At 40.2% G+C, this 18,741-nt stretch carries 16 protein-coding genes; 15 read left to right on the top strand and 1 reads right to left on the bottom strand.

From position 1 onward, the window contains the following. The first annotated feature begins 291 nt into the window (after positions 1-291). The 15 genes from AAEZ22_RS06500 (at position 292) to msrB (ending at position 16,577) form a co-directional block, all read left to right on the top strand. Positions 292-462 carry a hypothetical protein gene (locus tag AAEZ22_RS06500; RefSeq protein ID WP_167376930.1) on the top strand — a complete coding sequence of 57 codons (171 nt, stop codon included), beginning with the start codon at positions 292-294 and terminating at the stop codon, positions 460-462. Positions 463-663: 201 nt separating this feature from the next. Next, on the top strand, positions 664-1,107 hold the full coding sequence (locus tag AAEZ22_RS06505; protein WP_011327760.1) for a hypothetical protein: 444 nt from the start codon (positions 664-666) through the stop codon (positions 1,105-1,107). Positions 1,108-1,403: 296 nt separating this feature from the next. Then, a complete protein-coding gene (speA, locus tag AAEZ22_RS06510; RefSeq protein ID WP_011327761.1) occupies positions 1,404-3,317 on the top strand; it encodes a biosynthetic arginine decarboxylase in 1,914 nt (637 codons plus the stop codon). A 2-nt stretch (positions 3,318-3,319) separates the two neighbouring features. After that, the gene (speB, locus tag AAEZ22_RS06515; RefSeq protein ID WP_352296633.1) at positions 3,320-4,243 is read left to right on the top strand and encodes an agmatinase; all 924 of its coding nucleotides are present in this window, start codon (positions 3,320-3,322) and stop codon (positions 4,241-4,243) included. A gap of 234 nt (positions 4,244-4,477) precedes the next feature. Further along, positions 4,478-4,687 (top strand): DUF1656 domain-containing protein, encoded by a 210-nt coding sequence (locus AAEZ22_RS06520; protein ID WP_011327763.1) that lies wholly within the window; start codon positions 4,478-4,480, stop codon positions 4,685-4,687. Further along, a complete protein-coding gene (locus tag AAEZ22_RS06525) occupies positions 4,687-5,547 on the top strand; it encodes an efflux RND transporter periplasmic adaptor subunit (RefSeq protein ID WP_182683215.1) in 861 nt (286 codons plus the stop codon). The genes AAEZ22_RS06520 and AAEZ22_RS06525 overlap by 1 nt, the downstream gene beginning before the upstream one ends. Beyond that, a complete protein-coding gene (locus AAEZ22_RS06530; protein ID WP_341255308.1) occupies positions 5,547-7,598 on the top strand; it encodes an FUSC family protein in 2,052 nt (683 codons plus the stop codon). The genes AAEZ22_RS06525 and AAEZ22_RS06530 overlap by 1 nt, the downstream gene beginning before the upstream one ends. 67 nt (positions 7,599-7,665) lie before the next feature. Continuing rightward, on the top strand, positions 7,666-8,397 hold the full coding sequence (locus AAEZ22_RS06535; protein WP_041454384.1) for an RNA methyltransferase: 732 nt from the start codon (positions 7,666-7,668) through the stop codon (positions 8,395-8,397). A gap of 53 nt (positions 8,398-8,450) precedes the next feature. Continuing rightward, positions 8,451-11,864, top strand: coding sequence for a chromosome segregation SMC family protein (locus AAEZ22_RS06540; RefSeq protein WP_352296637.1), 3,414 nt, complete (start codon positions 8,451-8,453; stop codon positions 11,862-11,864). Positions 11,865-11,932: 68 nt separating this feature from the next. After that, on the top strand, positions 11,933-12,679 hold the full coding sequence (gene zipA / locus AAEZ22_RS06545) for a cell division protein ZipA (RefSeq protein ID WP_179808210.1): 747 nt from the start codon (positions 11,933-11,935) through the stop codon (positions 12,677-12,679). Positions 12,680-12,760: 81 nt separating this feature from the next. After that, positions 12,761-14,782, top strand: coding sequence for an NAD-dependent DNA ligase LigA (gene ligA, locus AAEZ22_RS06550; protein ID WP_011327769.1), 2,022 nt, complete (start codon positions 12,761-12,763; stop codon positions 14,780-14,782). After that, the gene (locus AAEZ22_RS06555; protein ID WP_179808212.1) at positions 14,775-15,119 is read left to right on the top strand and encodes a DUF3392 family protein; all 345 of its coding nucleotides are present in this window, start codon (positions 14,775-14,777) and stop codon (positions 15,117-15,119) included. Before ligA ends, AAEZ22_RS06555 begins: the two co-directional genes overlap by 8 nt. Then, complete coding sequence (locus AAEZ22_RS06560) at positions 15,116-15,631, top strand: DUF2919 domain-containing protein (protein ID WP_011327771.1); 516 nt, start codon at positions 15,116-15,118, stop codon at positions 15,629-15,631. Before AAEZ22_RS06555 ends, AAEZ22_RS06560 begins: the two co-directional genes overlap by 4 nt. 2 nt (positions 15,632-15,633) lie before the next feature. Continuing rightward, complete coding sequence (locus tag AAEZ22_RS06565; RefSeq protein ID WP_011327772.1) at positions 15,634-16,074, top strand: hypothetical protein; 441 nt, start codon at positions 15,634-15,636, stop codon at positions 16,072-16,074. Positions 16,075-16,136: 62 nt separating this feature from the next. Further along, complete coding sequence (msrB, locus tag AAEZ22_RS06570; protein WP_179808214.1) at positions 16,137-16,577, top strand: peptide-methionine (R)-S-oxide reductase MsrB; 441 nt, start codon at positions 16,137-16,139, stop codon at positions 16,575-16,577. A 5-nt stretch (positions 16,578-16,582) separates the two neighbouring features. On the opposite strand, the gene AAEZ22_RS06575 is transcribed toward msrB, so the two are convergent. After that, positions 16,583-18,223: a tetratricopeptide repeat-containing response regulator gene (locus AAEZ22_RS06575; protein ID WP_179808216.1), complete on the bottom strand. Its 1,641-nt coding sequence runs from the start codon at positions 18,221-18,223 to the stop codon at positions 16,583-16,585. Positions 18,224-18,741 lie beyond the last annotated feature (518 nt).

Consider the following 18,741-nt stretch of genomic DNA (forward strand, 5'->3'; position numbering starts at 1 on the left):
TTATGGGTTAAATAACCATTATTTTTAAACTGAAAGCAGTACTCATTTAAGTATTAATTTAGTTAAGGTATTGTTTTAAATTGGTTTATATTCTACGCGTTTGGATTGTAAGGGGGCGGGAATATTAACCAACACTTTTAAAGAGTATGACGGCCTTGAATGTAATACGTAATTATAGCGGAAAAATATTTTTAGATTATTTAAAAATGATTACGTAGCAATACTTTAAGTTATTTGTTAAAACTATTAAATTATTATCCTAGGTATAAATGTGAGTATAAGGAGTATTTTATGTCGAAAAAAGTAGTAACTTTTGAATACGAAAAAGAAACAAAAAACAGTGTTCGTTACAAAGAAGTCCCAGATGAAGGCGTTGCCCCTATTGTTGGATCTTTGTATGTTCAGAAGTGGTTTGCTGGGAATAGCAAAACGCTTGAAATAACGATAGATAAAAAAGACTAATTAGCGGCATTATTTTTGCGCCATGTGTTTGTTTAGGTAAAAGCGACTAATAAATACTACGTTTTATTTAAGGGCGCATAATATATTTTTAAACTAATAAAGTTGCTTATAGCGTATTATAGTAGCTCATTTATTATTAATATTAGGCTTAAGTAAAAGTACGCTAGCCTCACAAATTTGATTAACAAGGAAGTTGTATAGATGAAGTATTTTGTTTTAATTTCTATTTTAATTCTTAGTGGGTGTACATCAACACCTAAAGTTATATCTAACTCGGATATAACCAGCACTATGAATTTAATTGCCCTCACCGAAGAAGTCGCTCCTGCAGGAATAAAAGGCGTATTTAAGTTATCAATAAAGGCGGCGGGCATTCAAAACAGTGGTATCTATTTAAATACAGAATTGGATTATAGAGATAGAAGAAATGTGAGTGTCGCTATTCACCCTAGAACAGTAAATGCTTTTATAAAAAAGTATGGAACTTCGCCCGATTTATATTTTATTAATAAAACTGTTGAAGTTACGGGCGAGGCTAAACGTATGATAATTGATTTTTACGCTATGGGTAAAAAAACAGGAAAGTACTATTTTCAAACGCATATAAATATAACATCACTCAATCAGATAAAAGTATTGGACTAGGTGAGTTATTAAATAAGCTATAATTTGTCGGGTGGCGCTGCGTTTATCCGACTTTAGCTTGTACCCTGTTTTTATTTTAATATCGCTAATATTGGCTTTTCAAGCCGCAATTTAGATTCTTCCTTTATGTTACCTGCCTCTGAGGCGCTATGATCTTTAGCGTTACTTTGTTTCTAATTTTTAACATTAAAATTTACTCGTTACGAGTAAAAATTCTTGTTGGACTTAAACCGCTATTTTTCTTTTAATGCGCGCAATTAGCCAGTTCGGCATTTCTAAATAAAAGAGAAAGATAAATGAAAGAAACAACATCACTAGAACAAGCTCGTACGAGCTACAATGTTCGTCATTGGAGCCAAGGTTTTTTTGGTATTAATGAACAAGGTGATGTATATGTTGCCCCTAAAGCCGATGCGCCAGAGCAAACTATTGCACTGACGGACATTGCTAAGCAACTAGAAGATAAAGGCTTAAGTTTGCCTGCATTAGTACGTTTTCCGCAAATATTACATCATCGTGTGCACAGCTTATGTGCTGCATTTAATACCGCGATTGCAGATTACGGTTACCCTAAAGATTATTTATTAGTTTACCCAATTAAAGTAAACCAACAGCGTGAAGTGGTTGAAGAAATTGTTGCCAGCCAAGCACAACTAGAAAAAAAACAACTAGGTTTAGAAGCAGGTAGCAAACCAGAGTTATTAACCGTACTTGCATTGGCTGAAAAAACCAGTGCGGTGATTGTATGTAACGGTTACAAAGACAAAGAATATGTACGCTTAGCGCTAATAGGCGAAAAGCTAGGCCATAAAGTGTACATAGTGCTTGAAAAGCTCTCTGAACTCGACATGGTTCTTAGCCAAGCTAAAGAATTAAATGTAAAGCCACGCATTGGTATTCGCGTGCGCTTGGCATCGCAAGGTAAAGGTAAATGGCAAGCAAGTGGCGGCGAAAAATCGAAATTTGGTTTATCGGCATCACAAGTTTTGCATGTGGTTAATCGTTTGAAAGAATCGGATCAACTTGATTTAGTCCAGTTGGTGCATTTTCACTTAGGTTCGCAAATGGCGAATATTCGTGATGTACGTTTAGGTGTAAGCGAAGCAGCACGTTTTTACTGCGAGTTACGTAAACTAGGTGCAAAAATTGAGTGTCTTGATGTGGGCGGTGGTTTAGCTGTTGACTACGATGGTACTCGTAGCCAGTCACATAACTCAATGAACTATAGCTTAGCTGAATACGCTAACAATATTGTGTACACCATAGGCGACATTTGTAAGCAGTATGAACAGCCGTTTCCAACTATTATTTCGGAGTCGGGGCGGGCATTAACCGCGCACCATGCTGTGCTTATTTCAAATGTGATTGGTACTGAAAGTTATACACCTGAAGAAATTGAAGCACCGGCTGATGATGCCCCGCAGTTACTTAAAAATATGTGGATGTCGTGGCAGCAATTGCATGTATTAACTGATGACCGTGCATTAATTGAGATTTATCACGATAGCCAAGGCGATTTAGCCGAAGCACATAATCAGTTTGCAATGGGGTTACTAAACTTAACCCAGCGTGCGTGGGCTGAGCAAACAAATTTACGCGTGTGTTATGAGCTTAATAAGCACATGGACAACAAAAACCGCTTTCATCGGCCAATAATTGACGAGCTTAATGCACGTTTAGCCGATAAGTTTTTTGTAAATTTCTCGTTGTTTCAATCACTGCCAGATGCGTGGGGAATTGATCAGGTGTTTCCGGTGTTGCCATTAAGTGGCTTAACCGAAGCGCCAAAAAAACGTGCAGTATTACTGGATATTACTTGTGATTCTGACGGTGCACTTAATCATTATGTTGATGGTCAAGGCATTGAAAGTACACTACCAGTACCTGAGTTTAGTGCAGATAAACCATATTTAATGGGGTTTTTCTTGGTGGGTGCTTATCAAGAAATATTAGGTGATATGCATAATTTATTTGGCGATACGCACAGCGCTATGGTGAATATGGATGAGCACGGCGTAGCCAGCATTACCGAAATAAACCAAGGCGATACAGTAGCCGATATGATGCGTTACGTGCATTTAGACGTTGAGAGTTTTCAGCAGTCGTATCAGCAGTTGGTAAGTAGCAAAATTGCAGAACACGAACAGCAAAGCGTTTTAGACGAATTGCAAAATGGCCTTGATGGCTACACTTATTTAGAAGAGCTATAAGTATGTCGACTTTGTTTGATCATCCAGATCACTCATTGTATTCCAATGGGATGACCTTTTTACGTTGTCCTATGGTGCAAAATATTACCGCGATTGACGCTGATGTAGTAGTGCTTGGTTTACCATTTGATATGGCGACCTCGGGCCGCCCAGGTGCACGTTTAGGCCCAGACGCGATTCGTCGTGCATCGGTGCATTTAGCGTGGGAAGGCACTAAGTATCCATGGACGTTTCCATTATTTGAGCATTTAAAAGTGGCCGATGCTGGAGACTTTACTTATCCGGTAGGCGACGCTGAGTATTTTACGGCGGAGCTTGAACAAGCCGCGAGTAAAATATTAAGCCAAGGTAAAACCTTGTTAGGGCTAGGTGGCGATCATTTTGTGACTTTACCATTGCTACGTGCGCATGAAAAACAACATGGCAAAATGGCTTTGGTGCACTTTGATGCCCACACAGATACTTACAGTAATGGCTCACGCTACGACCACGGTACCATGTTTTATCATGCACCAATGGAAGGGTTAATTGATTTAGAGCACAGTATTCAAATTGGTATTCGCACCGACTTTGATCAAAGCAAGCATGGGTTTGCAGTGATTGATGCCATGCAAGCCAACGATTTATCGGCAAACGATATTGCTGCGCAAATAATTGCGCGAGTAGGTGATTTACCGGTTTATTTAACCTTTGATATTGATTGCCTTGATCCTGCGTTTGCACCTGGTACAGGCACTCCCGTGTGTGGTGGTTTAACATCAGACAAAGTACTTAAAATATTACGTGCTTTAAAAGGCATTAATATGGTAGGTATGGATGTAGTAGAAGTATCGCCAGCGTATGATCAAAGTGAAGTAACCGCCATTGCTGCAGCAACCATTGCGCATGAGCTTTTGCACTTATGGGCATATAAAAATAAGTATTAAACTAAAGAAAATACTAATGAATAGGGCACCCTTAAAGCGTGCCCTATTTTTTTGCGCCCCATAAAAGTAGTATAATTTTTTAGTCGTGTTTATTTAATACCGTTATGCAGTAATTTGGTGTTATTTAACCTGAATTTAGGTTATTTACATATCATTCTATTATAAGCTCGTCAGGCTCAGTCTATACTGAGCTTAATTATCCACTTATAAAAACTAAAATAGGATACCTTTTTTATGCTTCAGGCTGTTGTTTTAGGAGGGCTAGAATTTAGTCCTTTGGTTGTTTATTTTCCCATAGCATTTTTATTAACAGCGCTGAGTCGTTTTATTTTGCACCGTTTAGATTGGCACGATCGCATTTGGCGGGTTGCCTGGTTTGAGGTGTCTTTATTTGTATGTTACTTAGCATTAACCGTATATTTATTAAGTGGAAGAATAATTTAATGGCCAAATATTTACGTATTTTAGTTACAGTACTGGTTATTTTTATGGCCGTATTTGCAGGGCGTTGGGTATGGAATGATTACATGCATACACCATGGACCCGCGATGGCCGCATTAGAGCCAATATAGTTACGGTAGCGCCAGATGTGTCTGGTTGGGTAACTGATTTAAACATGATTGACGGGCAAAGTGTAAAGCAAGGGGATCTGCTTTTTAGTGTTGATGCTAAGCGTTATCAGGCAGCGCTAGAGCGCAGTAAAGCCAGTACCGAAAATGCATTATATACCTGGGAGCTTGCTAAGCATAAATACGAGCGTCGAATAGCATTAAACAGCCAACAAGCAATTAGTGAAGAAAGTTTAGAAGCAACGCGAATTAATACAAAAATAGCAAAAGCAAACTATGAACTCGCTAAAACAGAACAAGCAGTAGCGCAGTTAAACCTTGATAGAACCCAAGTTGTTGCACCTGTGTCGGGTTACATAATTAACTTAGATTTACGCCAAGGCAATTATGTTGCTCAAGGCGTGTCGGTATTTGCCATTGTACAAGCCGACTCTTTTTATGTAACAGGCTACTTTGAAGAAACCAAAATCCCTCTTATTCATTTAAAGCAACACGCAAATGTAGCTTTGTTAAGTGGTGGTAAACCTTTAACTGGTCAGGTAATGAGTATAGGTAAAGCAATTGCTAATACTAATACGCAAAGTAATGGCCAGCGTTTACCACAAGTTCAGCAAACCTTTAACTGGGTACGCTTATCGCAGCGCATTCCGGTGGATATTAAATTAGACGCGTTTCCTGCAGATACTCAGCTTAGTGCCGGAATGACCGCAACTATTCGACTTGTTGAGCGCTAATGGAGGCTGTGCTGCGTAACCTGTTTTTACCTAAAAAGCAGGCTGTTATTTTTGCACTAAAAGGCGTAATTGCTATGGCAATGGCGCTTACAGTTGCTTTGTTTCTTAATTTAGATCGCCCTTACTGGGCTTTAGTTTCAGCGGTGTTTTTACAAATACGCCCAGAGAGTGGCTTAGTGGCCGAAAAAGCTCTGTGCCAAATAGTAGGCACTGTTATAGGCGGCTTGTTTGGCATATTACTATTAACGCAGCTCATATCTTACCCTTACTTAGCACTGGGCATACTGGGGTTGTGGCTGGGTATTAACTCAACGTTATCGGCTTTGGTTAGGCAAACAAATTTTATTTATGGGTTTGCTATGGCGGCGGTTACCGCCGAAATTATAGTGTTACTGGTAATAGCAAGCCCTACCACCGTAAGTAGCCAAGCTGTATTTAGTATTGCCCAATCGCGTATGAGCGAAATTATAATTGGCTCAATTTGCGCCGGCATTGTGAGCCATTTATTTTGGCCAGTAAAAGTGAAGAATGGGCTGCAAATTCAGGCAAAGTCATTAATAAACCAAACCCTTAATTACCTAGTTACTGAGCTAAACATACAAGGCTCGCACGAAGAACGACACCAGCAAATAGATGGTATTTTGGCAACCTTAGGCGCAGTTAACGAAGATTCTAGCGCGGTGCGTTACGAAGGCCCTAAAGGTCCTGGGCGCGCTCGTGCAGCAAATCAACTGTCGCAAAAAGTATTATCTTTACTGGCGTTAATTCAAATATTTGGCCGTTTACAACGTAGCCATACAAAATTGATGAGCCCGCTACTGACTCAATTATTTACTCAGCTCAAACAGGTTTTAGCAAATATAGCGCAAGCAAACAGTGTTGATGATTGCATAGAACAAGTAAAAAACTTGCGCCGAGAGTTAACCGAATATCGTGCGAATAATAGCAGTGAGCTGCCCTTTGAATCGCATATGCTCAATGTTAGTGTTGATATAGCCACAGAGTTAACAGTGCTGCTGCGTGCTTATCGCGCCCTTGAAGAGCGCGATACAAGGCTGCTAAATGCACCTAGCACAGTAACTTACCGTGATCCGTTAGCGGCAATAATTGTTGGGTTTCGCACCGTTATGGTGTTTTTTATTGGCGCGTGTATTTGGGTAAGCACAGGATCGCCGGCAGCAATAATGATTATGATTTTACCGGTGATATTTTCAATTATGTTAGCGCGTTTTCCACTCATTGTTTTGCGTGTGGTGTTAAAGCGGATAATGATTGGAGTTGTGGTTGCTAGTTTTGTCAGTATTTTTTATGCACTTAACTTATTAGCCTACAGTGGTGGGCAATTAGAAATACTCATATTGGTATTAGCTGGCCCTTACTTTATTGGTTTATTACTACTTGCCGATAGAGAAACCCTGCCTTACGGATTAGGCTTTTGTATACCGTTTTCTATTTTGGTGAGCCCAAGTACCGATATGAGCCGAGCATTTTCAATTGATTATACGCTGAGTGCGGCAATGGCTATTTTTACTGGGGTAGCTATTTTATTTTGGGTTTTTCATTTAATTACAGGGCCAAGCGCCCAGTTACTAGTGCATAGAATTTTTAAAGCAACCCATCAAGACCTGCTCGATATTAATAAACACAGTGCGCCTATTGTTTGGTATAACCAGCGGATGGCCGACCGATTATTACGACTCACTCATTACGACCAAGGTTCGCAGTCTCGCGCTATTACTGACTTGGCATTAACCGCATTAAATTTAGGCCACGCAGCAGTGCGATTACGCTCTGTGTGCGAAAACGTAGCAGGTAAAGATCTAAAATATTTTGCACTGTGGCAGCATGCTCTTGCCGATGCATTTTTGCTGGCAAGTAAAGGTCAAGTTGATCAGCGGTTTAAACATGCATGCGACGCGTTATATCAAGAGTTAGTGTGTATATTAGGAGAGTCGCAGCAGGTTGAGGCAATACAAGGAATGTTTATGCGGATTAACTTAACCTTTGAGCGCAGCGCCAATAGTATTAAGACCCCAAACTCACTACTTTAGCTATTTTTCGAGTTCAGAAGTAGGTATGAGATCTGCTATACTGTGCGCATCATTTTATGGGGCTGTTATGATTTCAAAAAACCAACTCAAACTTATTCGCCAACTTGGCCAAAAAAAGTACCGCAAGCAATTTAATCAATACCTTGTACAAGGTGAAAAAAACGTACTTGAGTTATTAAACAGCCCATTAAAGGCGGTTGATATATTTGCTACCGAGGCATTTATAAATACCTATCAAGCACAGTATCTGGGTATTAATTTTATTTGCGCCGAGGAAGAGCTGCTAACAAAAGCAAGTACGCTGGTTAGTAACAATGCCGCCATTGCTATTGTAAATATGCCACAAGCAGCACAACTACAAACCAGTGGCTTAATATTAGCACTTGATGGTGTATCTGATCCTGGCAATTTAGGCACTATTATTAGAGTTGCTGATTGGTACGGTATTAAACATATTGTAACCAGTACAGATAGCGCCGATGCATACAACCCTAAAACAATTAGTGCCACTATGGGCTCGTTTGTAAGAGTGTCGGTAAGCCAAGTCGATTTGCCTGCGCATTTAGCCACATTAAAATTACCAATTTATGGTGCCTTTTTAGACGGGGAAAATGTGCACAACACTCAATTTACAGGTTCAGGCGTGTTATTAATGGGCAGTGAGTCGCACGGTATACGCGAAGCGTGTGCCAAATTAGTAACTGATAAAATAACCATACCGGCTTTTGGTCAGGCTGAGTCGCTGAACGTGGCTATGGCAACCGGTATTATTTTAGATAATTTTAAACGCCAAGCTTAAAACTAAAGCAAGGTTAATGTTTATAACCAATAATATTCGGTAATAACAAAAAGATGCGCTTAAGCACTATAAAATTGGCAGGCTTTAAATCGTTTGTAGAGCCAACTAAAATTCCATTTCCTGATCAAATGACCTGTGTTGTAGGCCCTAATGGCTGCGGCAAGTCTAATGTTATTGATGCAGTGCGCTGGGTGCTTGGCGAAAGCTCGGCTAAAAATTTACGTGGCGACGCCATGGCTGATGTTATTTTTAATGGCTCAACTAATCGTAAAGCTATTTCGCAGGCCTCGGTAGAGCTTACTTTTGATAACGACAAAGGCGACTTTCCTAATACCTTTGCCGATCGTAATCAAATTGCTATAAAGCGTTTAGTTACTCGCGATGGTCAGTCGTTGTATTTTTTAAATGGCAGTAAATGCCGCAAACGCGATATTACCGATATATTTTTGGGCACAGGCCTTGGCCCACGTAGTTACGCCATTATTGAGCAAGGCATGATCTCGCGCTTAATAGAGAGCAAACCGCAAGAACTTAGGGTGTTTTTAGAAGAAGCCGCAGGAGTATCTAAATACAAAGAGCGCCGCCGCGAAACGCAAACTCGAATAAAAAGCACCCGTGAAAACTTAGAGCGCTTACTCGATGTACGCAAAGAGTTACAAAGTCAGCTTACTAAGTTAGCGGTGCAGTCGGTTGATGCTAAAAAATACCGCGAGTTAAAAGCGCAAGAGCGAACGTTAAAAGGGCAAATTGCCGTTTTAAAATGGCAAAAACTACACCAACAACAACTCGAAAAAAGCCAACAAATAAATAAATTAAATGAGCAAGTTACGTTTTTTAAAACGGCTCATTCTGGTCACGACGACGTACTTGCAAGCTTAGAAACCCAAGTACAAGCCTCGCAAGAAAGCGTAAGTGATGCGCAACAGCAACAACATGTAATACACACTGAGCTTACGCGATCTGAGCAACAACAAATAAGCATAAAGCAACAAATTCAAACGCTTAAACAAAATCAGATTAAACTACAGCAGCGCCAAACGCATAGTTTAGAGCTTAAAACGCAGCAGCAAACAGTGTGCGAACAACTAGAACACGCTTTGCAGCAGGCAATAGAAAACAACTTAATGCGCAACGAGCAAGTAAGTGAGTTAAGCCAAGAGCTTGAGAGTGCTTTAGAGCTAAAGCAGCAACACACTGAGGATTGGCAATCGCTTAGCGAGCAACTGCAGCAACTTAATAATAAGTTGCAGATGCAAGCAAATAATATTGAGCAAACTCAGCAGCAAAGCAAACACGTTAATGAACAAAGTGAGCAGTTAAATAAGCAAATTACACACCTAAAAAGTAGCGATGTTGAACAGCAGTTAGCTTCTCAAAAACAACAAAGGCAAGTGCTTACTCAAGAGTTAGCAACTAAGCAAACGGCGCACAGTAAAGGCCAAATGCTGCTTTTAGAGCAAAGTTCGCAGTTAAACAATGCCGAGCAGCAATATAAGCAACTTAGCCAGCAAGCTAACGAGCTAAAAGCCAGTATCGCAGGACTAAGCAGTACATTAGGGCTAGATAATGAGAGCGAGCACCACAACACCTTATTTAACCAATTAAAGGTTAAAGACGGGTTTGAGCACTGTATTGAACAAGCACTTAAATCGCTTGAGCATTTAAATGTAAGTGAGCAGTCGGCAAATAATAGTGTGTGGCATATCGCATCAACAAAAAGCAATCAGGCAAATGTAAAAAATAGCTTAGCGGCATTTATAACTCAGGGGGTTTACCCTGAAGTATTGAGCCGTATTGCTTATAGTAAAAGCGGCGAACTTAAAGCATTAGAGGATAATTTTTATATTGCCGTAATGGATGAAACCGCCGCTTTGCATGGTCGGAACTGGCATATAAGCTCAGATCGAAATGCTGAAAACTCATTACTGGTAAAGCACAAGCAATTGCAGCTTAAAACAGCGCAGCTAAAAAATGTAGAGGGTGAGTTACAACTCGCAGCCCAAGTGCTTGAGCAGCAAAAAGCACTGCAAAGTGAGCTTAGTACGCAGCAAAGTGAACTTAAAGAAACCATACATCAGCTGGCTCAAAATATTGCCGTAGCGAGTACGCGCAACGATATGTTAAAAGAGCAAGTAGCGCAGTACCAGCAGCAATTGCAACAGTACCAAACGCAACAACAGCAATTAGTTATGCAGTTAGCACAAATGAAAGGGGTGCTTAAAGATCAAACAGTGCAGTTTGAAACACTTAAGCAGCAACAGTTAAGTTTAAGCAGTGATCTTGCTACTGCAAATAACAAGCGCACCCACAGTGATACAAATTATAGCCAAGTATTAGCTAGGCTTGAGCAATATAAAACGCAAGCCCATCAAGCAACGCTTGCAGAGCAACAGTCACGTAGCGAGTGGCAATTAAGCCAAGCTAAACTAAGCCATGCAGAGCAAGCGCATTTAAGTGCAGAGCAGGGTGCAAAAGAGTTACACGATCAATTAACCCAGCTGCTAATACCCGAGCAAGAACTACTTGAAAAAATAGCCCAGTTACTTAAACAGCATGCGCAAGGCGAGAAAAACTTAAACACATTACAAAATAAATTAAACCAAGCAAAAGAGAGCTTAAGCACGAAGCAAGCGAGTCTTAAAAGTTCACAAGGTGAGCTGGTGGCGCTACAAGAGCAGCATCAAAAATTAAGCATAGAAGAGCAAAGTTTATTAATAAAAGCACAGTTGGCGCTTGAACCGCTAGAAGAGTTAAAGCAAAACCTAAAGCAGGTGCTTGATGAGTTACCAGAAACACTCATTATAAGCACAGCACAAAATAAACTCGCAGATATTGTTAATCAGTTGGAGCGCTTAGGTGCGGTAAATTTAGCCGCTATTGATGAGTTTGATCAAGCCAAAGCGCGCAGCGAATATCTTGATAATCAATTAGATGACTTAACAAAAGCGCTGAGTACCCTAGAAGGGGCTATTCGTAAAATTGATATAGAAACCAAAACTCGCTTTAAAGCGACCTTTGATCAAGTTAACCAAGACTTTGCAAAGCTATTTCCAAAGGTTTTTGGTGGTGGAAGTGCTTATTTAGAATTAACCAGTGACGATTTACTCGAAAGTGGTGTTAGTATAATGGCACGACCACCAGGTAAAAAAAATTCAACAATTCATTTGTTAAGTGGTGGAGAAAAAGCGCTGAGCGCATTATCATTAGTGTTTTCTATATTCAGGCTCAATCCAGCTCCATTCTGTATGCTGGATGAAGTAGATGCACCGCTAGATGATGCCAACGTGGTACGTTTTTGCCGTTTGGTTGAAGAAATGTCACAATCGGTGCAGTTTATTTATATTAGTCATAATAAAATTGCGATGGAAATGGCTGGTAGATTAACAGGTGTTACCATGGCTGAGCCAGGTGTGTCGCGCGTAGTGGCAGTAGATATTGAACAAGCTGTGCAACTTGCACAGGCATAGTTAAATTAAACGTATTAGGTTTTAACTAATACACAGGTTTAGGCATATAAAATAAAAAAGGTGAGGGGATGGCCGAAGAATTAAGATGGGTTTTAATCGTGATCAGTGTATTTGTCATAGGTGGCTTATTAGTACACGGTTTATGGTCAGTGCGAAAAAAAGACAACCCAGAAATACCTGCTAACGAGCGGGTCGAACCACAACACACAGCTCACTCTCATTCGCCAAGTGCAGAGCCCGCACAGAGCGTTGCCTTTGAGCAAGAAGAACCACAATTTGGTGAACTAAATTTTGATGCCAACGAGCCGCAAATAGATACTAGCGTGCCAGAAGTGCCAATTGAAGATGACCTTAGTGTAATTGAGGCAGAGCATGACCTTGAGCCAAGCGAAGAGCCTGCAGAGGTTTCAGACTTTGTGATTGTGCATATTCAAATGCCAGATGGAATGAGCATGCAAGGCAGTAAATTATTGCCCGCGGTAAACACCTTAGGGTTTAAATACTCAGAGGAAGGCTTTTTTAATCGTCATTTAGATCCAGCAGGCCAAGGCCCGGTATTATTTAGACTAGTAAATATGTATAACCCAGGTACCTTCGATATTGATAATATGGAACAATTTAGTACCGCAGGCGTTAGCTTATTTATGACCTTACCGTGTGAAGGTGATGGCTTAGCAGCATTTAATATGCTGCACAGTGCAGCTAAAAAGCTTAGCGACGAATTTGGTGCGCAAATTTTAGATGCGCAGCGTGAAGAAATGACCGTAGATCGCGTTCGTCAATATGTTGAACAGGTACGTGCATTTTCTGCGTAATTAACGCAATAGGTTAAATTTTTATAAGCCACTGGGCGTTGACTCGTCAAAGTGGCTTTTTTTATGTTTTTTGAGGTCAAAATGGCAAGCAGCATTAGTGAGCAAATAAACCATCTTCGTAGTACGCTTGAACAGCACAGTTACAATTATTATGTACTTGATACCCCCAGTATTCCTGATGCTGAATACGACCGTTTATTACAACAACTCAGCGCACTAGAAACTCAGCACCCAGAATTAATAACTGCCGACTCACCAACCCAAAAAGTGGGCGGTGCTGCGCTAAGTAAATTTGAGCAAGTAGCGCACCAAGTGCCTATGTTATCGCTTGATAACGCCTTTAGCGAAGATGAGTTTATTGCCTTTAATCGCCGTATAAAAGAGCGTTTAATGAGTACCGAAGAGCTTACTTTTTGTTGTGAGCCAAAACTAGATGGCTTAGCTGTGTCGATTATTTATCGTGATGGCGTACTAGTGCAAGCCGCGACCCGAGGTGATGGGTTGACGGGAGAAAATGTAACTCAAAACGTTAAAACAATTCGTAATGTGCCACTTAAATTACGAGGTAGCGATTATCCTGCTGAACTAGAAGTGCGCGGCGAAGTGTTTATGGATAATGCAGGCTTTGAAAAGTTTAACATTGAAGCTGAAAAACGTGGTGAAAAAGTATTTGTAAACCCACGCAACGCCGCCGCAGGTAGCCTGCGCCAGCTTGACTCTAAAATTACGGCTAAACGCCCACTGATGTTTTATGCCTACAGCACAGGTCTTGTAGCCGACGGTAGCATTGCAGAGGATCATTATCAGCAATTAGAAAAGTTGACTGATTGGGGGTTACCACTTTGCCCTGAAACAAAATTAGTAGAAGGCCCACAAGCTGCACTGGCTTATTATACTGATATTTTAACGCGCCGTGGCGAGCTTAAATATGAAATAGATGGCGTGGTAATAAAAATAAATCAAAAAGCCTTACAAGAGCGTTTAGGCTTTGTAGCACGCGCTCCGCGTTGGGCTATTGCCTATAAGTTTCCGGCCCAAGAAGAAATAACCAAATTACTCGATGTAGAGTTTCAGGTGGGGCGTACGGGAGCAATTACACCCGTTGCACGCTTAGAGCCGGTATTTGTTGGTGGTGTTACTGTATCAAACGCTACCTTGCACAATGGCGATGAAATAGCGCGCTTAGGCGTAAAAGTGGGCGACACGGTAATTATTCGCCGTGCAGGGGACGTAATTCCACAAATAACGCAAGTAGTACTTGAGCGCCGCCCTGATGATGCCCGCGATATTGAGTTTCCGGTAACTTGCCCAATTTGTGACTCCCATGTAGAAAAAGTAGAAGGTGAAGCCGTAGCGCGTTGTACTGGTGGTTTAGTGTGCCCGGCGCAACGTAAACAAGCGATTAAACACTTTGCTTCGCGCAAAGCACTCGATATTGACGGCCTTGGCGATAAAATTGTTGATCAACTCGTCGACAGAGAGCTGATTAAAACCCCTGCAGATTTGTTTATTTTAAAGCAAGGACATTTTGAATCGCTTGAGCGTATGGGGCCAAAGTCGGCTAAAAATTTGGTTACTGCGCTTCAAGACGCTAAAGCAACAACTTTGGCTAAGTTTTTATACTCATTGGGTATTCGTGAAGCAGGTGAGGCAACCACACAAAATTTAGCTAATCATTTCTTAACCCTTGAAAACGTAATAAATGCCAGCATTGATAGTTTAACTCAAGTAAGTGATGTGGGCGAAATAGTAGCAACCCATGTACGTAGCTTTTTTGCCGAACAGCATAATTTAGATGTTGTAAATGCGCTGGTAGAGCAAGGTATTAATTGGCCTGAACTTACTCCACCTTCAGCGCAAGAGCAGCCATTAGCTGGCCTTGTTTATGTGCTTACCGGTACCTTAAACACATTAAACCGTAATGACGCCAAAGCACGTTTGCAACAGTTAGGTGCTAAAGTGTCGGGTAGTGTGTCGGCTAAAACCGATGCGTTAGTAGCAGGCGAAAAGGCCGGCTCTAAACTAACTAAGGCACAAGACTTAGGTATAGATGTACTGACAGAAGAAGATTTAATTAATTTATTAGAGCAACATAATGGCTAATTTATTAAATATATTAAATTCACTTTTAATTAACGTAGGGCAGTGGCTGCATAGTTATTTATATAATTTATCTATGCTGATAATGGTGTGCTTAGTGTCTTTATACGCAGGCGATATTATAAAGCTAACCAAAGGGCTGGTTGCACGTCGTCATTTTATAGTAAGAGTGCTGTGCTTTGTATTGATCACCGCCTTTGGATTTGGTTTTGTGGTTGTGTGGCTTAGCCCGCTACTGATTAAGGCGTTATTATTTTTTGGCACTAAGTGGTTAGGTGTTACCTTGTTAGCAGCATTTTTTATATTGGGCACTATTGCCGATAGGAAAAATCAATTATGAGCCGCTATGGCCCAGAGTACTGGGATAAGTACGGCAGTTACCGTACACCCATCGCCTTTCATTTAAGTGTGCTGGTATTGTTACGAGCTTACTTTATTTGGATAGTGGCAGGGTTAAGCCGACGCCCAGAATTGGATTTGATGTCGATATTTTTTAAATCTAAAAACGATTTTTTTATTGCTATTGCCATTGGCGCTATAGCCATAGTACCAATTATTTTATTTTGTTTGCGTCGACCCCGCGAGTCTCATAAAAGTAGTGAACGCTTAGCTAAAATTTGGCGTTATATGCGCTGGCCTCTTATTTTGTGTGCGGTAATAGACTTAACTTGGTTAAGTATTCAAGCGGCTCATAGCTATTATCATTTTTCGTTATTTTTAGCGATTCAAATGGTGGTTGTATTATGGGTGCTGTGGTACTTAGCTAAAAGTCGTTATTTAACAGTGTTTTTTAATGATTGGCCTGAGCCTACCGAAAAAGCCGCAGCAGAAAAACGCCTTAATAAGGATTAAAAGTGGACGCTATAAATAAAAAAATAGCGGTGGTGGTGCTGTTTATAGGTGTGGCGCTTAGTGTGCTAATGCTAACTACAAAGCTTACAGAGCAGCCTTGGTTTATATTTTTATTTGTCTTATGGGTATTTGTTTTTTGCTCTTGTTGTTACCGATTAACCCCACTGTTTAAAACACGAAACCAAGTTAATGATTTTATTAAGCGCGATGCAAAACATTTAGTATTGTTTAGCTTAGCGGGATTTTTTGATAAAAAATCTGGCCCGCAGTGGTTAGCAATTAAAAATATTAAGCACCTTTCAACCCGCAATAATGAACTGCTAGTACACAGCTACCAGCAAACGCAATTTAGTATTAGTTTACCTGCGTCAAAAGTAGAGCTAGATGCTTTTTTACAGCAGATACTGACTAATTCAGAAAGACGAAGTATTACATTTGATTAAGTTGATCTTAAGCAAATGTAATAACGTAATAATTAACCAATCAAGCATTTAAAGAGGCTGTTATGTTGAAGTGGAATGATGTTATTAATTTTGCCAATAATGGCAATCCAACGCCGCCGAAAAAGGTTATTAAAACCGACGCTCAGTGGCAAGAGTTATTATCTGAAGATGCCTATTACGTTACTCGTAAAAAAGGCACTGAGCGACCGCACAGCTCCGGTAGCTGCACATTGTTAGAGCCAGGCAAGTATGTATGTATATGTTGCGATAACTTATTGTTTGACGCAGATGAAAAGTTTGATAGCGGTACGGGTTGGCCTTCGTTTACAAAACCCGCAACAATAGAAGCTGTTGCCTATATTAGTGATAACACTCATGGGATGCAGCGTATTGAAGCAGTATGTAATGTGTGCGATGCGCACTTAGGTCATGTGTTTCCTGATGGCCCATTACCGACTGGCCTGCGATACTGCGTTAATGCCGCGTCAATGAAAAAGCTTTAACGCGTTTAGTCGGCTTGAATATCTAGCTGCATATCTTTTGCTTTATGCAAAATTTTATTTAAACGCTGCGCCTGATCTGCAGGTAGTTTAGCTTTGCTCAGTAAGGCGTAGCATTTTTTAGCAAGCCCCATATTAAACGAATCCCCCCCTTGTTGCTTGGTCGAATCAAACAAGCACTGTAATAAGTTAAGTGCGATACTTTGATTACGAGGCATCACCCTAAATGCTTGAGTAAACGCTTCTAGTGCCGTATTTAATTGCCCTCTATTAAATTGATTCACAGCATGGTTGTTTAACTCTTTAGGCCCCATTTTAATATCACGACGCTCGCTTTGCTGTTGTTGAATATAACGTAAATAGGTTGTGTCGCTTACACTTGGATGACGCTGACAATGCGTAATTATTTGGGCAAATAAATTTTGAGCTTTTTGATGAAAGCCTAGTTCGTGAAATGCTTTTGCTTTATCGAGTGCGCCGTCTACAGAGCGAATTTGTGTATCATCTTCATCAAGCTGCTCTATTAGTCGCTTAGCTTTTTGATGTTCATCTTTTAAGTAGTGTAGGCGTGCGTTTAATACATCGATTTGCGCCTGGTTTACATTATTAGGAAACTGCTTTTTTAAATCATTAATATATTGATTAGTTTGGCGAGAAATTCGTTGTATTTGATCCGTTTGATCTGTGGTTAGCGCAAAGTCGATACCGGCACGCGCCGCATTTAAATAAATATCTGGGCTATCGTGAATTGAGTATTTTGCATAGCTTGCAATATCTTTTTGGGTTAAATAGCTCTTTTCATAATCGTGATTAATTAACGATACATTACTCAAAGACTTTTGACGCATAATATTAAGAGGAGCAATATCCGCAGCCTGGCTTAAAAACTCTTGTGCGAGCTCAAATTGATTAAGTTTTATTTCTAAACGACCTAATAAATCAAGCGCGATTAAACGAGTTTCGTTGCGCTCTAACATGGTTTTAAGCATGCGCTGGGCTAAAATATGTTCATTATTTTCTATCAGTGCTTCTACTAAACCTACTTTAGCCCATGCAAATTTTTGGATATCGAGTACCGACTTAAAAAAGTCTTTGGCCTCTTGGTTACGATTAAGGCGTAGTAGGGCATCACCTTTTAATCGCAGTAAAATAGGGCTGTAGTTGTTGTTTTTATTTAATGCTGCACTTATGTACTTAAGTGCTTTGGAATCATTACCGTCATCAATAAAATTGTAAACTGTTTGTAAATCACGTTTACGTTTTAAAATACGCTCTATACGTATTTTAAGCTCTTGTGCTGTAAATGGTTTAACCAAAAATTCATCGGGTTGTAATTCAAGAACACTATGTACAAGCGAGCCACTTGTTTCTGCAGAAATAAAAATAAACCCAGTGGAGCTTTTAATTAACTGCTTTATTCGCAATTCCTCATAAAGCTGATAACCATCTTGATGCTTATTTAGATTGAATGAGCATACAATTAAATCAAATTGCTCGTTTATACACTGCTCTTTTGCCGAGTTAGCATGATCTGCAAATCGTAACTGTCCAAAGCCAAGCTTTTCTAGCGATTGTTTCATATAGCTTTGGGCGAGCGGTTGCTCCTCCACTATAAGTATTTTGGCTGTTGAATAGATCTTTGTTGGCATTTGGCTTAACAGTGATTACGTTTAACACAGACTATAATCAACAGTTTAGCTGCTTACAAGGGAATTTAGGTTATTACTCAACTTTATTAAGTACTTAATATGCATTCATAGGCTTATATGTGGTGGGTGATACTGGACTTGATGCCAGCGACCCTTGCCATTCGTTCTAAAGGGCGGCGATGCTCTTTTTCTTTCAACTGAGCTAATTGCCCAAAAGGATTTATATATTATTTAAGTATTTGATGGAGATATTAAGGTATACCAAGAAGTATTTTATGGAGATATTAAGAAATGTTTATATGTGGTGGGTGATACTTAGTTTGATACCTGCGACCCTCGCCATTCGTTATAAAGGGCGGCGATGCTCTTTTTCTTTCAACTGAGCTAATTTCCCAAAAGGACTTTTATATTATTTTAGTATTTTATGGAGATATTAAGAAGTGTTTATATGTGGTGGGTGATACTTAGTTTGATACCTGCGACCCTCGCCATTCGTTATAAAGGGCGGCGATGCTCTT

The sequence above is a fragment of the Pseudoalteromonas sp. 20-MNA-CIBAN-0454 genome, from assembly GCF_040308685.1.
Lineage (GTDB): Bacteria > Pseudomonadota > Gammaproteobacteria > Enterobacterales > Alteromonadaceae > Pseudoalteromonas > Pseudoalteromonas nigrifaciens.

Excerpts from the sequence above, each read along its gene's own strand:
- AAEZ22_RS06500 (WP_167376930.1), top strand. The coding sequence starts at position 292 with ATGTCGAAAAAAGTAGTAACTTTTGAATACGAAAAAGAAACAAAAAAC.
- AAEZ22_RS06505 (WP_011327760.1), top strand. The coding sequence starts at position 664 with ATGAAGTATTTTGTTTTAATTTCTATTTTAATTCTTAGTGGGTGTACA.
- speA (WP_011327761.1), top strand. The coding sequence starts at position 1,404 with ATGAAAGAAACAACATCACTAGAACAAGCTCGTACGAGCTACAATGTT.
- speB (WP_352296633.1), top strand. The coding sequence starts at position 3,320 with ATGTCGACTTTGTTTGATCATCCAGATCACTCATTGTATTCCAATGGG.
- AAEZ22_RS06520 (WP_011327763.1), top strand. The coding sequence starts at position 4,478 with ATGCTTCAGGCTGTTGTTTTAGGAGGGCTAGAATTTAGTCCTTTGGTT.
- AAEZ22_RS06525 (WP_182683215.1), top strand. The coding sequence starts at position 4,687 with ATGGCCAAATATTTACGTATTTTAGTTACAGTACTGGTTATTTTTATG.
- AAEZ22_RS06530 (WP_341255308.1), top strand. The coding sequence starts at position 5,547 with ATGGAGGCTGTGCTGCGTAACCTGTTTTTACCTAAAAAGCAGGCTGTT.
- AAEZ22_RS06535 (WP_041454384.1), top strand. The coding sequence starts at position 7,666 with ATGATTTCAAAAAACCAACTCAAACTTATTCGCCAACTTGGCCAAAAA.
- AAEZ22_RS06540 (WP_352296637.1), top strand. The coding sequence starts at position 8,451 with ATGCGCTTAAGCACTATAAAATTGGCAGGCTTTAAATCGTTTGTAGAG.
- zipA (WP_179808210.1), top strand. The coding sequence starts at position 11,933 with ATGGCCGAAGAATTAAGATGGGTTTTAATCGTGATCAGTGTATTTGTC.
- ligA (WP_011327769.1), top strand. The coding sequence starts at position 12,761 with ATGGCAAGCAGCATTAGTGAGCAAATAAACCATCTTCGTAGTACGCTT.
- AAEZ22_RS06555 (WP_179808212.1), top strand. The coding sequence starts at position 14,775 with ATGGCTAATTTATTAAATATATTAAATTCACTTTTAATTAACGTAGGG.
- AAEZ22_RS06560 (WP_011327771.1), top strand. The coding sequence starts at position 15,116 with ATGAGCCGCTATGGCCCAGAGTACTGGGATAAGTACGGCAGTTACCGT.
- msrB (WP_179808214.1), top strand. The coding sequence starts at position 16,137 with ATGTTGAAGTGGAATGATGTTATTAATTTTGCCAATAATGGCAATCCA.
- AAEZ22_RS06575 (WP_179808216.1), bottom strand. The coding sequence starts at position 18,223 with ATGCCAACAAAGATCTATTCAACAGCCAAAATACTTATAGTGGAGGAG.